This window comes from Microcella frigidaquae, assembly GCF_014200395.1.
In the GTDB taxonomy this organism is placed as follows: domain Bacteria; phylum Actinomycetota; class Actinomycetes; order Actinomycetales; family Microbacteriaceae; genus Microcella; species Microcella frigidaquae.
On sequence record NZ_JACHBS010000001.1, the window covers coordinates 1,639,962 to 1,654,456 of the forward strand.

13 protein-coding genes are annotated in these 14,495 nt (G+C 72.6%); 5 read left to right on the forward strand and 8 right to left on the reverse strand.

What is annotated here, in order from left to right:
• The 4 genes from BJ959_RS13005 to BJ959_RS08090 all read left to right on the forward strand — a co-directional run bounded on the left by BJ959_RS13005 (position 1) and on the right by BJ959_RS08090 (position 5,363).
• Positions 1-369 (forward strand): response regulator, encoded by a 369-nt coding sequence (locus BJ959_RS13005; protein ID WP_153982137.1) that lies wholly within the window; start codon positions 1-3, stop codon positions 367-369.
• A gap of 9 nt (positions 370-378) precedes the next feature.
• Entirely contained in the window at positions 379-1,542 is a 1,164-nt protein-coding gene (locus BJ959_RS08080; RefSeq protein WP_341799916.1) for a class I SAM-dependent methyltransferase, read from the forward strand.
• A 9-nt stretch (positions 1,543-1,551) separates the two neighbouring features.
• A complete protein-coding gene (locus BJ959_RS13010; RefSeq protein WP_183321939.1) occupies positions 1,552-3,021 on the forward strand; it encodes a glycosyltransferase in 1,470 nt (489 codons plus the stop codon).
• 146 nt (positions 3,022-3,167) lie between these two features.
• Positions 3,168-5,363: an ATP-dependent Clp protease ATP-binding subunit gene (locus tag BJ959_RS08090; protein ID WP_153982135.1), complete on the forward strand. Its 2,196-nt coding sequence runs from the start codon at positions 3,168-3,170 to the stop codon at positions 5,361-5,363.
• 4 nt (positions 5,364-5,367) lie between these two features.
• On the opposite strand, the gene BJ959_RS08095 is transcribed toward BJ959_RS08090, so the two are convergent.
• From BJ959_RS08095 to BJ959_RS08130, 8 genes are all read right to left on the reverse strand, one after another.
• Entirely contained in the window at positions 5,368-6,051 is a 684-nt protein-coding gene (locus BJ959_RS08095) for a LysE family transporter (RefSeq protein ID WP_153982134.1), read from the reverse strand.
• A gap of 61 nt (positions 6,052-6,112) precedes the next feature.
• Positions 6,113-7,102 (reverse strand): LLM class F420-dependent oxidoreductase, encoded by a 990-nt coding sequence (locus BJ959_RS08100; protein ID WP_153982133.1) that lies wholly within the window; start codon positions 7,100-7,102, stop codon positions 6,113-6,115.
• 10 nt (positions 7,103-7,112) lie between these two features.
• Positions 7,113-7,493 carry a PGPGW domain-containing protein gene (locus BJ959_RS08105; protein WP_341799915.1) on the reverse strand — a complete coding sequence of 127 codons (381 nt, stop codon included), beginning with the start codon at positions 7,491-7,493 and terminating at the stop codon, positions 7,113-7,115.
• A 73-nt stretch (positions 7,494-7,566) separates the two neighbouring features.
• Complete coding sequence (locus tag BJ959_RS08110; protein WP_153982132.1) at positions 7,567-7,779, reverse strand: helix-turn-helix domain-containing protein; 213 nt, start codon at positions 7,777-7,779, stop codon at positions 7,567-7,569.
• Complete coding sequence (locus BJ959_RS08115; RefSeq protein ID WP_165878996.1) at positions 7,779-8,258, reverse strand: DUF2975 domain-containing protein; 480 nt, start codon at positions 8,256-8,258, stop codon at positions 7,779-7,781. Before BJ959_RS08115 ends, BJ959_RS08110 begins: the two co-directional genes overlap by 1 nt.
• 84 nt (positions 8,259-8,342) lie before the next feature.
• Complete coding sequence (locus BJ959_RS08120; RefSeq protein ID WP_341799914.1) at positions 8,343-9,416, reverse strand: threonine aldolase family protein; 1,074 nt, start codon at positions 9,414-9,416, stop codon at positions 8,343-8,345.
• Positions 9,417-9,421: 5 nt separating this feature from the next.
• On the reverse strand, positions 9,422-10,114 hold the full coding sequence (locus BJ959_RS08125; RefSeq protein ID WP_153982130.1) for an SDR family NAD(P)-dependent oxidoreductase: 693 nt from the start codon (positions 10,112-10,114) through the stop codon (positions 9,422-9,424).
• A complete protein-coding gene (locus BJ959_RS08130; RefSeq protein ID WP_153982129.1) occupies positions 10,111-11,616 on the reverse strand; it encodes a DUF6421 family protein in 1,506 nt (501 codons plus the stop codon). Before BJ959_RS08130 ends, BJ959_RS08125 begins: the two co-directional genes overlap by 4 nt.
• Before the next feature lie 253 nt (positions 11,617-11,869).
• On the opposite strand from BJ959_RS08130, the gene BJ959_RS08135 reads away from it, so the two are divergent.
• Positions 11,870-14,467, forward strand: coding sequence for a LuxR C-terminal-related transcriptional regulator (locus BJ959_RS08135; RefSeq protein WP_153982128.1), 2,598 nt, complete (start codon positions 11,870-11,872; stop codon positions 14,465-14,467).
• Positions 14,468-14,495 lie beyond the last annotated feature (28 nt).

Sequence of the window (14,495 nt, forward strand, 5' to 3'; positions counted from 1 at the left end):
GTGGCGCGCGTACTCGTGTGTGAGGATGAGCCAGATATTCTCGCGCTCATCGCGACTCGACTCGAGCGCGAGGGCTACGACGTGATCACCGCCGCGGACGGCGACGAGGGCCTGAGGAAGGCTCTCGAACACCGTCCCGAACTTCTCCTCCTCGATTGGATGATGCCGGGGTTGAGCGGACTGGAGGTCTGCACCGCACTACGTGCTCATCCCGAGGCCAGCCGCACTCGCGTGCTCATGCTGACCGCGCGGGCCCAGCAGAGCGACATCGACGCGGCCTTCGCCGCCGGAGTCGACGACTTCATCATCAAGCCCTTCCGGTCAGGCGAGCTGCAGCAGCGCGTCGCCGACCTGCTCGCGCGCACCTAGGCTGGCCGGGTGCCCGACCCGGTGAGCTCCGCCCCCCTCGAGGCGACGCTCGCTGCCCTGCGCCGCGCTCCCGACCTCGAGGCGCCCGAGCTGCGCGCCTGGGATGCCGCAGACCGCTACCTGCTCGACACCGCGACGACGGTGATCGAGGGTGCTCCCGACCGGCCGGTCGCCGTCATCGATGACACGCACGGAGCACTCGCCCTCGGAGCCCTCACTCTCGGCACCTCGGTGGTCCGCGTGCATCAGGACTCCCTCGTCGCCCGGAACGCGCTCGAGCGCAACGCCGCGCGCCTCGCCCCCGCGGCCCCGATCGATCATCACGAACTCGACACGGTGGCGACGGATGCTGGGCTCCTGCTGCTCCGCCTGCCGCGCTCGCTCGCCCGCCTCGACGCCGTCGCCCGCCTCCTCGCCGCGCGGGCGACCGACGACGCCGTGCTCATCGCCGGCAACATGGTCAAGCACATGACGCCGGCCCAGAACGAGGTGCTCCGGGGCAGCTTCGCCCGCGTCGACGTGTCGCTCGCTCGGGGGAAGGCGCGGCTGCTGACGGCACGCGGGCCGATCCGACGCCAGCCCCTCGAGCCCGCGCGGGGGTACGACCCCGAACACGCGCTGCACGTGGTCGCGCTGCCGGGCGTTTTCGCGGGAGCATCCGTCGATATCGGCACCCGGGCGCTGCTGGCGACCTTCGACACCCTCTCTCCGTTCACGACCGCGATCGACCTGGCGTGCGGGTCGGGGCTGCTCGCCAGCGCGCTCGCCCGTCGCACCCCCGGGGCCCGGGTGATCGCGAGCGACGTGTCGGCGATCGCCGTCGCCAGCGCGAGCCTCACCGCCGAGGCCAACGGCGTGCGCATCCATGCGGTGCACGACGACGGTCTCGCGCGGCAGCCCGACGCGAGCGCCGACCTGGTCGTGCTCAACCCGCCGTTCCACGTGGGCGCCGCGGTGCACACCGGGCTCGCCCTACGGCTCTTCGCCGAGGCGGCGCGCGTGCTGCGCCCGGGCGGCGAGCTGCGCGCGGTCTGGAACAGCCACCTCGACTACCGGCCCGCGCTGGAGCGCCTCGTCGGCCCGACCCGGCAGCTGGCCCGCACGGCGAAGTTCACGGTCACCGCCTCGCGCGCCGCTGCCCGCGAGGGCGCCCCGGGCGGACGCCCTCAGTAGGCTGGCGCCGTGCCGCTCGCCCGCCTCCTGATCGCGACCAGTCGTCTGCGCCCCGGCATGGACGGCGGCTCCACGATCGCCACCCTGCAGCGTGCCCGCATGCTCGCCGACGGCGGGTTCCCGGTCACGCTGCTCACCGTCGATCTGATCCCTGACAACACGGCCGACCGCGAGGGGTTCGTGCAGATCGGCCTCGCCGACGAGCGCACCGAGCTGCGCAACCTGCTGCAGGAGGTGCGGCACCGCCCGGAGATTCTGCGCGGGGCGGCACTCGATTCCGCCACCGCGCCTGCACCGGCGCCCGCCCTGCTTGATGCCGAGGCGCTCCATCCCGACCCGCTCGAGCTCGACGGGCACGGCCGGCCCTGGCGTCAGCTGGTGCGTGATGCAGCCGGCGCCGTCGTCCACACCGACTTCTTCGACGAGCAGGGCCGGCCGCTCTTCCGGCTTCCGTACCTGCAGCGCCCCGACTGGTGGCGCGCCGCCGTCCGCATCCCGGTGTTCGATGAGCGCGGCGCGCCGCTCGGCACTCTCGACGGCTTCCGGGGGCTGTACCGCGCGTGGTGGGGCGAGGTGGTGCGCGAGGCGCGGGATGCGGAGCCGCGGCTCCCCGTCGTCGCGATCGCCGAGGCGCGCCAGGTCGGCGAGCTGCTCGCGGGCATCCCGGGCCTGCCCGTCGTGCACACGGTGCACAGCGCGCACACGCTGGCCCCGCACGCCTGGGACAGCCCGATGGACCCGGTGTGGGAGGGCTGGCTCGACACCCTGCCGCGCTACGACGCGGTCGTCTGGCTGACCGAGCGGCAGCGGGCGGACGTGGTGCGGCGTCGCGGGCGCGAGGAGGCGCCCGGCTGGGTGATCCCGCACCCTGCCCTGGTGCCCGCCGACGCGACGGCCGGTGCGGGGGGTCGCGACCCGCTGCGGGCGATCACGATCGCGCGGCTGGCGCCGGTGAAGCGCCTCGACCAGCTGGTCGAGGCGTGGGCGCTCGTGGTCGAGCGGCACCCCGGTGCTCGGCTCGATGTCTACGGAGAGGGTCCGCTGCGCCCGGCGCTCGAGCAGCGCATCGCCGAGCTCGGACTCACCGGCTCGATCACGCTGCACGGGCACCGCGACGGTGCCGCCGAGGAGGCGCGGACGGCGGCGGTCATGGTGCTGACCAGCGCGTACGAGGGCCAGTCGCTGGTGATCGCCGAGGCGATGGCGCGAGGCTGCCCGGCGGTCGCGTACGACATCGCCTACGGGCCGGCCGAGATGATCACGGACGGCGTCTCGGGCCGACTTGTGCCGTCGGGCGATGTCGCGGCGCTCGCCGAGGCGATCGCCGAGCACCTCGGCGACCCGGCCCTGCTCGCCGAGCGATCGCGGGCCGCGCTCGCCTGGGCGTGCGAGGCGGGCCCGGCTCGCGCGCTCGAGCGCTGGCGCGCTCTCATCGGCGCCGTCGCGGCGCCGTCGACCCGGCAGTCGTCCACCCCGTAGCCGTCGACCCCGTCGCTCACGACCCGCACGGTCTCGCCCCGTTCGCCCTCGGCGGAGCCTCCCGGGGCCGCCTGACCTGGCGCACTCAGGTTCATCGTCGTAAACTTGAGTCAGACCGACTCAGGTTTGACTCAGGAGTGCACACGATGGCCAACATGCAGGGCGCCCCCTCCAGCCAGGAGCCCCAGAAGTCTGCCCTCGAGCAGTACGGCATCAACCTCACCGAGATCGCCCGCTCGGGCAAGCTCGACCCCGTCATCGGTCGCGATGCGGAGATCCGGCGGGTGACTCAGGTGCTCAGCCGCCGCACCAAGAACAACCCCGTGCTGATCGGCGAGCCCGGCGTGGGCAAGACCGCCGTCGTCGAGGGTCTCGCCCAGCGCATCGTCGCGGGCGACGTGCCCGATTCGCTCAAGGACAAGCAGCTGGTCGGTCTCGACATCGCCGCCCTCATCGCCGGGGCGAAGTACCGCGGAGAGTTCGAGGAGCGTCTCAAGGCCGTGCTCAAGGAGATCGACGAGTCGAACGGCCAGGTCATCACCTTCATCGACGAGCTGCACACCCTCATGGGCGCCGGCGGCGGCGAGGGATCGGTCGCGGCCGCGAACATGCTGAAGCCCATGCTCGCCCGCGGCGAGCTGCGCCTGATCGGCGCGACCACGCTCAACGAGTACCGCGAGTTCATCGAGAAGGATGCCGCGCTCGAGCGCCGCTTCCAGCAGGTCTACGTCGGCGAGCCGAGCGTCGAGGACACGGTGGCGATCCTCCGCGGCCTCAAGGAGCGCTACGAGGCCCACCACAAGGTCGCCATCGCCGACAGCGCCCTCGTCGCAGCGGCCACGCTCAGCAACCGCTACATCACAAGCCGCCAGCTTCCCGACAAGGCGATCGACCTCGTCGACGAGGCCGCCAGCCGGCTGAAGATGGAGATCGAGTCGAGCCCGGTCGAGCTCGACGAGCTCAAGCGCGCCGTCACCCGCCTCGAGATCGAGGAGCTCGCCCTCAAGAAGGAGAAGGACGACGCCTCGAAGGCGCGCCTCACGAAACTGCGCGAGGAGCTCGCCGAGAAGACCGCCCAGCGGGATGCTCTCGAGAAGCGCTGGGCCGCCGAGAAGTCGGGCCTGACCGCGGTCGGCGACCTCAAGACGCGCCTCAACGACGCGCGCATCGAGCTCGACCGCGCCATGCGCGAGGGCGACTACCAGACCGCGTCGAAGCTCAACTACGAGGTGATCCCGGGCATCGAGAAGCAGCTGGCCGAGGCGGAGACGGCTGAGAGCGGCCCGCGCATGGTCAACGACCAGGTGACCGACGATGACATCGCCGCGGTCGTGGCGGCCTGGACGGGAATCCCGGTCGACAAGCTGACGCAGGGCGAGACCGAGAAGCTGCTGACGCTGGAGGCCGAGCTCGGCAAGCGCATTATCGGCCAGAAGGATGCCGTGACCGCGGTCAGCGAGGCCGTGCGCCGCACGCGCGCGGGCATCAGCGACCCCGACCGCCCCACCGGTTCGTTCCTCTTCCTCGGGCCGACCGGCGTCGGTAAGACCGAGCTCGCGAAGGCGCTCGCCGACTACCTGTTCGACGACGAGAAGTCGATGGTGCGCATCGACATGAGCGAGTACGGCGAGAAGTTCAGCGTCTCGCGGCTCATCGGCGCGCCCCCCGGCTACGTCGGCTACGAGCAGGGCGGCCAGCTCACCGAGGCCGTGCGCCGTCGCCCCTACTCGGTGATCCTGCTCGACGAGGTCGAGAAGGCGCACCCCGAGGTCTTCGACCTGCTGCTGCAGGTGCTCGATGACGGCCGCCTCACCGACGGCCAGGGCCGCACGGTCGACTTCCGCAACACGATCCTCATCCTCACCTCGAACCTCGGCTCGCAGCTGCTCATCGACCCCTCCCTCGACTGGGAGGCGAAGGTCGCGGGCGTCAACGAGGTCGTGCGGCAGGCCTTCAAGCCCGAGTTCGTCAACCGGCTCGACGACATCGTGGTGTTCTCGCCGCTGTCGACCGACGACCTGGGCCAGATCGTCTCGCTGCAGATCGACCGCCTCGAGCGCCGGCTCGCCGAGCGTCGTCTGCAGCTGGCGGTGACGCCGGATGCCCGCACCTGGCTCGCCGAGCGCGGCTACGACCCCGTGTACGGCGCGCGCCCGCTGCGGCGGCTCATGCAGCACGAGATCGACGACGCGCTCGCCCGCGCCATCCTCGCCGGCACGATCAGCGACGGCGACGTGGTGCGTGTGCAGGTGTCGCCCGACGGCGACGACCTGATCGTCGAGCGCATGGCCGACGCGCCCGTCGCGGGCATGGGCGACCTCGAGGCCGACCTCCAGCCCTAGACCGTCACGGCGCGAGCGCGGCCCGCACGGCGAGTGCGATCACGAGCGCACCGCCGACCAGCGCGGTGACGCGCGCGCCCGTCGGCCCGGTCAGCACTCGGCCGACGAGAGACCCCGCGGTCGTCAGCAGCAGCTGCCAGCTGAGCGATGCGGCGAAGGCAGCGAGCACGAACACGATGCGCTCGACGGGGGCGGCATCCACGGCCAGCGTCGAGCTGCCAACGAGCGCGGCGAAGTAGATGACCGTGACCGGGTTGACGAGCGTGAGGGCGCCGACGGTCACGAACAGGCGGCGGAAGGTCGTCGTGCGCACCCGCGGCGTCGCGCGCGCATCCGTGGCGTCGTCGACCGGCGGGGGCGCCGTGTCGTCGAGGGTCGCGGCGGCCACGGGAGCAGTGCGTCGTCGGAAGGCCGGCCGAGCGAGCATGACCCCGAGCACGACGAGCACAGCCACGGAGATCCAGCGCAGCGGTTCTTCAACGGTCGCGATGATCGGCGCGATGACCGCGCCGGCCGTCACGGCGACGGTCGCGTACAGGCCGTCGACGGTGGCCGCGCCGAGCGCGCCGCCCGCCGCCACGCGGGCGCCGTGCTGCGCGCCGAGCGTGATGAGCAGGGCCGCGATCGCCCCGACGGGAATCGCGATGGCATAGCCGGCGAGCACGCCGGCGACGAGTGCGTCGAGCACAGGGTTCCTCTCGATCAGACCGCGTCGTGCCGAGGCGCGCGCGAACGACGGACGACCGAGACTACTGCAGGGCCGGGATGACCTCGCGCTCGAACAGCTCGATGCCGCTCGTGTCGTAGGCGGCCTCGGCGAAGTAGGTGATCGCGTAGGTCATGCCGAGCCCCTGCATGGCCTGCAGCTTCTCGACGATCTGCTCGGGAGTGCCCGCGAGCCCCGAGCCGTTGCGCAGGTCGGCCACGGCCTTCGTCGCGCGCTCGGCGCCGATGAAACGGGTCAGTCGCGCCTCGATCGCGGCGATGCGGTCGGCCACCTCGGCCTCGTCGCGGCCGACGACCACGTTGTAGTTCGACGAGCGGGTGATCGCGTCGAAGCTCGTGCCGAGCCGCTCGCAGTGCCCGCGGAGGATCTCGCTCTTCGCCGCGAACTCCTCCGCCGTGCCGCCGAAGTTCGTGTACCGCCCGTACTGCGCGGCGATGCGCAGGGTCACCTTCTCGCCGCCGCCGGCGATCCAGAGCGGGATGCCCTCCTTCTGCACCGGCAGCGGCCGAACGATCGCGCCGTCGACCTGGAAGTACCGGCCATCGAGTGTCGCCGTGCCCTGCGACCAGGCCTGCCGCATGATCTGCACGCCCTCGTCGAGCGCGCGCAGGCGGTCGCCGATCTCGGGGAAGCCGTAGCCGTAGGCCCGCCACTCGTGCTCGTACCAGCCGCCGCCGATGCCCATCTCGACGCGGCCCCCCGACACGTGGTCGACGGTCGCGGCGACCTTCGCGAGGTAGGCGGGGTTGCGGTAGCCCATGCACGTGCACATCTGGCCGAGGCGCACGCGCTCGGTGACGGCGCCGAACGCCGACATCAGGGTCCAGGCCTCGTGCGTCGCCTCGTCGCTCGGCACCGGCACGGTGTGGAAGTGGTCGTAGACCCAGATCGACTCCCACGGTCCGCGGTCGGCATGCTGCGCGAGGCGCTTCATCACCCCCCACTGCTCGCTCGGGTCGATCTCGACGAGGTCGTGGCGCCAGCCCTGGGGGATGAAGAGTCCGAATCGCATGGGCCCTACGCTACGCGCGCGGCGGCTCCGTTCGGGCGGCCCGCTTCTGACCCGCCGTTCGCGCGCGGGCCGCGGCCCGCTTCGCCAGCTCGACCCCCTGCTGATTGAGCTTCTTCGCCCGCTCGCTCTCGGTGCCCAGGATGGCGAGGCCCCCGAGGGCGATGAGGGTTCCGGGCCCCGGAAGCGGCATGAGCACCACCCCCAGGCCCACCGTGGTGCCGCCCACGACCTTCACGCCCGTGCGGTAGGCCTGGTCGAGTTTCGGGTTGCGGCGGATCGCCTCGCGCGCCGATCGGGCCGCCGTGCGCGGTCGCGTGATGCGGGGCGCGGCACCCGCGGCCTCGTACCCGGGGTCGCCGGGCTGCAGGATGCGCGGGTCGGGGCTGTTCACCCCTCCAGCGTGCGCGGCACGGCTTGGCAGGTGCTGAGGGCGCGGCGAGCATCCCGCCCCGACGCTCGGAGACTCAGTCGGCGTCGGGCACCCACTGCAGGATGTCGCCCGGCTGGCAGTCGAGCACCCGGCAGATAGCGTCGAGCGTGGTGAAGCGCACGGCCTTCGCTCGCCCGTTCTTCAGCACCGCGACGTTCGCCGGCGTGATGCCGATGCGGTCGGCGAACTCGCCCACGCTGAGGCGGCGCTCGGCGAGTAGACGGTCGATGCTGATGACGATCGCCATCAGACGACCTCGCGCAGCTCGGCGTCGAGCGTCACGGCCTGCCGCAGCAGCGCCCGCATGACGACCAGCAGGAGGGTCGTGGTGGCTCCGCCGATGATCGTGACGATCATCAGGATGCTGAGCGCGGGCGGCCCGCCGGTGCCGACGACGGCGAGCACGATGAACGTCAGCAGCACGATCGTCGTGGCCAGGGCGCCGCACAGCACGAGCCCATTGACCCAGGGCAGCGCCGCGCGATCGAAGATGCGGCCGCGATGCACGAAGCCGACGAGCCGCCCGGTGACGACGAGCGCCAGTTGCACGCAGATGCCGGCGCCGACCGCCGCGACGGCGAGCGGCACGGCGAGGAAGCCGAACTCGGGAGCTTCGCGCGCCCACTCGGCGGCGAGCACCGGCAGGGCGCCGACCTGCAGGGCGAGCACGAGCAGCCCGATCAGGGTCAGCAGGGTGAGGAGGGGAAGGCGCGTCCAGCGGGGCACAGGAGATCCGATCTATCGAGGAACGAGAGAAAACTATCGTTCTTCGATAGATGGGTCAATCGTTGCGGGCGCGCTTCGCCGCCGCTACCGCGTGAGCTCCTCGCGGATGACCTGCAGGAACGCGTCGATGTCGGCCTCGGTGGTGTCGAAGGCGCACATCCAGCGCACCTCGCCGCGTGCGCGATCCCAGTCGTAGAAGCGCACGCGCTCGCGGATCCGGTCGGCGGCGTCGTTGCTGAGCAGCGCGAACACGGCGTTGGCCTGCGTCTGCTGGCTGAAGCCGAGCGAGCCGGCGGGCAGCGAGCCGTCGGCGAGCATCCCCTCGAGGCCCGCCCGCAGCCGGGCGGCCATGGCGTTCGCGTGCGTGGCCGAGCGGATGCCCAGCCCCTCGTCGAACAGGGTGAGCAGCTGCGCCGAGAGGAAGCGCATCTTGCTCGCCAGCTGCATGTACATCTTGCGCAGGTAGATGAGCCCCTCGACGCGCTCGGGGTTGAGCACGACGATGGCCTCCGCGCCGAGCAGGCCGTTCTTGGTGCCGCCGAGCGACAGGATGTCGACCCCCGCGTCGACCGTGAACTCCCGCATGCTGGTGCCGAGGGCTGCGGCGGCGTTCCAGACCCGGGCGCCGTCGAGGTGCAGGGCCATCCCGTGCGCGTGCGCGTAGTCGGCGATCGCGCGCACCTCGTCGGGCGTGTACAGCGTGCCGAGCTCGGTGGTGTTCGTGATGCTGACGGCGAGCGGCTGCGCGCGGTGCTCGTCGCCCCAGCCGAAGGCCTCGGTGGCGACCAGCTCGGGGGTGAGCTTGCCGTCGGGCGTCGGCACGGTGAACAGCTTCAGGCTGCTGACGCGCTCCGGCGCCCCGCCCTCGTCGGTGTGGATGTGCGCGGTGCCGCTCGCGATCACCGCACCCCAGCGCGGCATGAGCGCGGTGAGCGCGAGCACGTTCGCGCCCGTGCCGTTGAAGACGGGGAACACCTCGGCCTGGTCTCCGAACTCGGCCTTCACGACTTCGGTGAGGCGGGCCGTGTACTGGTCCTCCCCGTACGAGATCTGGTGGCCGCCGTTGGCGTCGGCGATGGCGGCGAGCACCTCGGGGTGCACGCCCGCGTAGTTGTCGCTGGCGAAGCCGCGGAAGCTGGTGTCATGGATGCGCGTCACGGAGATCATTCTCCCTGGTCGGTGGCGGGCTCGGTGGCTGACTCGGAGGCCGACTCGGTGGCGCGACTCAGGTCGATGAGGGCGCCGTTGAGCTCCTCGGTCGGCAGGCTCCACAGCCCGGCGCACGCGGTGGCGAGCAGCTCGGTCACTCCCGCGTCGTCGAGCGCGCCGACGATGAAGGTCACCGCCGCGGCCGGCTCGTGCTTCGCCCGCCAGGTGCCCGCGATCGCCTGCACCCACATCTCGGCCGCCGCCTTGAGCGTGACGTAGTTGGCCATGCCCCACGTCGGTGCGGCGACGGATGCGGAGCTCACGATCGCCAGTCGCCCCGCGCCCGACGCCGCCAGGTCGGTGCGCAGCTCGCGGCTGAGCACCCGCAGAGTGCTGAGAACGCGGCGCTCGAGCCACGCGAAGTCGTCGAACCCCGAGCCGCCGCGCCAGCCGCCGACGAGGTGCAGCGCGCCGTCGATGCTCGGCCGACGCGAGCGCAGCTCGCGCGCCCACGCGGCGACCGCCGAGGGGTCGGCCAGGTCGACGACCGCGGCCTCCGCCGCGTCAACGCCGACCAGGGACTCGGCGCGGGATCCGACGGCGACGACGTGCGCGCCCGCGGCGGTGAGGGCCGCGCAGACCGCCCGCCCGCCGACGCCGCCGGCTCCGGCGACGACGACCGTGCGGTCAGCGAGGGGAGACGTCACGCGTCGCGACCGGTGATGCCCGCGGTCGACTCGATGACGCTCGCCATCTTCTTGCTGAGCGCTTCGTAGAACATCGAGAGCGGAAACTCGTCGTCGAGCACGAGGTCGGTGTAGCCCTTGAGCGGGCCGGCGAGAACGTCGTCGCTGAGGCCTCGAGCCCAGTTCGAGGCGGGGTGCGGGGTCAGGGTGCTCGAGACGAGCTCGTAGGCCTTGAGCCAGTGCACCGCCTTCGGTCGGTCGATCGAGGCCCAGTACAGCTCGTTGATCGCGTTCGAGAGCTCGACGACGACGTCGGGCACGGCATCCCAGTCGATCGCGAGCTGGGTGTCGGTCCAGTGCAGCACACCCTTCTGGTGCATCCACGCGAACAGCAGCTGACCGCCCACCCCGTCGTAGTTGCGCACCCGGCTGCCGGTCAGCGCGAACCGGAAGATGCGGTCGAAAATCACGGCGTACTGCACGAGCCGGGCGTGCTGGCGGGTGATGTCGTCGGTGCCCTCGGCCCGCCACAGGGTGACGGCCTCGCGGAAGGCGGTCAGGTCGCAGCGCAGCTCCTCGAGCGTGTAGAGGAAGTACGGCATGCGCTGCTTGATCATGAACGGGTCGAACGGCAGGTCGCCGCGCATGTGGGCCCGGTCGTGGATCATGTCCCACATCACGAAGGTGCGCTCGGCGAGCTGCTGGTCGTCGAGCAGCTGCTGCGCGTCGGCCGGCAGGTCGAGCTTGGTGATCTCGGCCGCGGCGCGCACGACGCGGCGGTAGCGCGCAGCCTCGCGGTCGGCGAAGATCGCACCCCAGGTGAACACCGGCAGTTGAGCGGGGGTGCCCTCGGGCGCACCCGCCGGAACCCGCGGCGTGACGGCGACCGACTCGGGGAAGAGCACGGCCGAGTTGGTGTCGTAGCCCGGGGTGAAGTCGGCGAAGCGCAGGCCCAGGTAGAGGGCGTTGCCGTACGCCGTGCGCTCGAGCTCGGCGACGAAGTCGGGCCAGATCACCTCGAACACGACGGCCTCGACGAGCCGGTCGGTCGAGCCGTTCTGGGTGTACATGGGGAAGACGACGAGGTGCGCGACACCATCGCGGCGCTGCTCGGCCGGGCGGAAGGCGTCGAGCGCGTCGTAGAAGTCGGGCACACCGAAGCCGCCGTCGCGCCAGGCCTCGAAATCGCGGGCGGCGGCGAGCAGGTAGGCGGTGTCGTGCTGGATGAGCGGGGCGAAGTGACGCAGCGCCTCGACGATGAGGCCGACCTGGCGGGCGGCCTCGGCGTGGGCATCCGCGTCGGGGATCGAGCCGTCTTTGATCTGGTGCGCACGGATGGCCTCGGCGGCGGTCTTGAGCCGCAGCCACTGGGGGTCGGCGACGATCTCGGCGGCGCTGATCTCTCGAGCGCTGATCTCGTGAGCGTTGATCTCGTGAGCGCTGGGGCCCGTGAGCGCGGCGTCTTCGACGACCTCGGGCTCTCCGATGATGGCGCGGCCGGGGGCGGCGGTGATGTCGGTCATGGGTCCCTCCTTCGTCGACTCTCGCGTGGGGCTGCAGACCCTTCGAGCCTAGGCAGAGGGCCGCCCAACGTGGTTGTGAACGGCGCACGATCGTTGCGTAGACGCACGATTCTGCGACGCAATTCTCAGCTCTGGGACACCCCCGCGCAGCGGATGCTCGCCTCGGCGAATGCGCCGCGGAGCGTGTTAGCGTCGCCCGGGGCGGTCGGTCGGCCGTCGCCGCGCGAGAACCGAGGCAGGGAGGGACCCGGCGATGCCGAGCTGGCCGATCGTGGCGCGCCCCGCCGTCGTGGATGCTCTCGCCGAGGGCCTCGCCCGGCGACCCGCGCGCTCGCACCTTCTGCGCGGGCCGAGCGGCGTCGGCAAGACGACCGTGGCCGCGGCGGTCGCCGCGACGCTCGGAGCGCAGGGACGAACGATCGTGCCGGTGGTCGCCCTCGCCGAGCTCAGCGAGGTGCCGCTCGGTGCCCTCGCTCCACTGCTCTCGGCCCCGGTCGAGGGGGCGAGCGATGTGGCGGCCCGCCTGAGCGAGCTCGTGGCGAACGTGGGCCGGCATGCCGACAGCTACCTGATCATCGTCGACGACGCGCCTCTGCTCGATGAGGCCTCCGCCGCCGCGCTGTACCAGCTCGTGCGGGTCTTCGGGGTGCCGGCGCTGCTGACCGCCCGCGACGAGCACGCGCTCGAGGGCGCCGTCGCGCGACTGCTGCACGAGGACCTCGTGACCGTGATCGATCTCGACGGGCTCACCCTCGACGAGACGCGCACGGTGCTGCGCCGCCACCTGGGGGCCGATCCGCGCCCGGAGTCGCTGCAGCGGCTGTACACGACGACCGCGGGCAATCCCCTCTTCCTGCGCGAGCTCACCCTCGCGGCGCAGCGCTCCGACCGGGTGGCCAGAGGGCCCTACGGTCTCGAGATCGACCCCGCGCGACTGCCCGCTCATGTGCTCGACACGGTCGCCGGGCGGCTCGCCGACCTCGATCCGGGCGAGCGGCGCATCGCCGAGCTCGTGGCCGTGGCCCAGCCGTGGCCGCGGGCGGCGGTCGCGGCGGAGGAGCGGGCGATCGTCGACGACCTCCTCGACGCGGGTGTTCTCGCACCGGCCGCGCCCGAGGCGGCGGGGTACCTGCACCTCGCGCATCCGATCTACGCCGAGGCGCTGCTCGGCTCGCTGGGGTCGCAGCAGCGGGCGGAGAGGCGTCGGGAGGCGGCCCAGCGGCTCCTCGCGCTGGAGGATGATCCGCTGCGCTTCACCGGCGTGTGCCTGCTGAGCGATGCCGGTGGGCCAGTGGCGGCGGACGATCTGGTGTGGGCCGCCGAGTACGCCCACCGCGTCGGCGACCATGCGCGGGCCGTGCGCGCGGCCGACGAGGTCATGGCCCTCGAGGGCACGGCGGTCTCGCCGACGATCACGGCGCACGCCGCGCTCATCACGGCGAGCGCACTGAGTGCGTTGGGCGGCGACCCCGGCCAGACAGAGGCCGCTTTCGCCCGCGCAGCGGAGCTCGCGGTCGACGCCGACGGCAGAGCGGCGGTCGAGGTGCGCTGGGGGCAGCACACCGCGCTGCGCGAGCTCGACCCCGCGCGCGCCGCGCGCCGTGCCACGGAGCTGCTGCCGCAGCTGGGCTCGGCCGCCGCTCTGCTGACCCCCGACCTCGCCAAGTGGCGCCTCATGGCCGGCGACGCGGCCGCGCTCGAGACGCCCCTCGCCGATCAGACCGCATCCGACTCGGGCGCCGCCCTCAACGCCGCCATCGGCATGGCGATGATGGCGACGATGGCAGGGCGGGTCGCCGACGCTCGGCGCGCGGTCGATGCGGGCCGCCCGCTCGCCGATCGTTTCGCCGCCGTGCAGCCGTTCGCCGGGGGTCTGCTCGACCTCTCGGCGTTCCTCGTGCACGTCGCCGACGGAGACATCGCGGCCGCACGCGCCTTCGCCGAGCAGCGGCGTCGCGAGCCCTTTGCCGACTCCGCCGGCGTCTGGTCGTACGCGCTGGCGATCGTGCACCTGCATGGCGGCCGACCCGACGACGCTCTTCCTCTCGCGCTGCTCGCCGTCGACCAGCTGCGCTGGCGCGACTTCACCGGCCTGCTCGGCCCGGCGATCGCCCTCGCCGCCACCGTGCACGCGCAGCGCGGCGAGGTCGACGCGGCGCGCTCCCTGCTCGCTTCGCTGCAACCGGCGCAGCGCGACGACGTGAAGGTGGTGCTGCAGGCGGCCGAAGCCGAGGCGTGGCTCGCCGTCGTCACCGACGACGACGCGGCGGTCGCCATCGGTGCGCTCGCGGCGGCCGTGGCCCGCGGGGTCGAGCTGGGGCACCTCCTGCTCGCGGCGCTGACCGCCTCTGTCGCCGTGCGTCTCGGCGGCAGCGCTGCGGTGCGCCCGCTGCTCGACGCCTCGGCGGCGGCCTCCGGCTCGCCGCTCATCGAACGGGTGGCCGGCCTCGCGGCTGCCCTCGACCAGGGCGATGCCGCACGCGTCATCGCCCTGGTCGAGCCGCTCGTCGCCGGAGGACTGGTCGCGGTGGCGCACGCCGCGCTCGAGAGCGCCGCGACCCTCGCCGACGGCGACCGCATGCTCGAACGGCGTGCGCGCGTGCGGGCCGCCGAGCTGGGCCTCACCGTGACGCGCGTGCGCAGCATCCGCTCGCCGCGCAGCGAGGCGGGCCTGACCGAGCGCGAGTGGATCATCGCCCAGGCGGCGGCCCGCCGTGAGCGCAGCCGCGAGATCGCCGAGCGGCTCGGAGTCTCGGTGCGCACGGTCGACAACCACCTGGCGAGCGTCTACCGCAAGCTCGGCATCAGCGGGCGGGCCGAGCTGGAGGCGGAGCTGCGCGAGCGCTCGTGAGCGGGGTGGCGGCTCGCGCCGGGCGCGG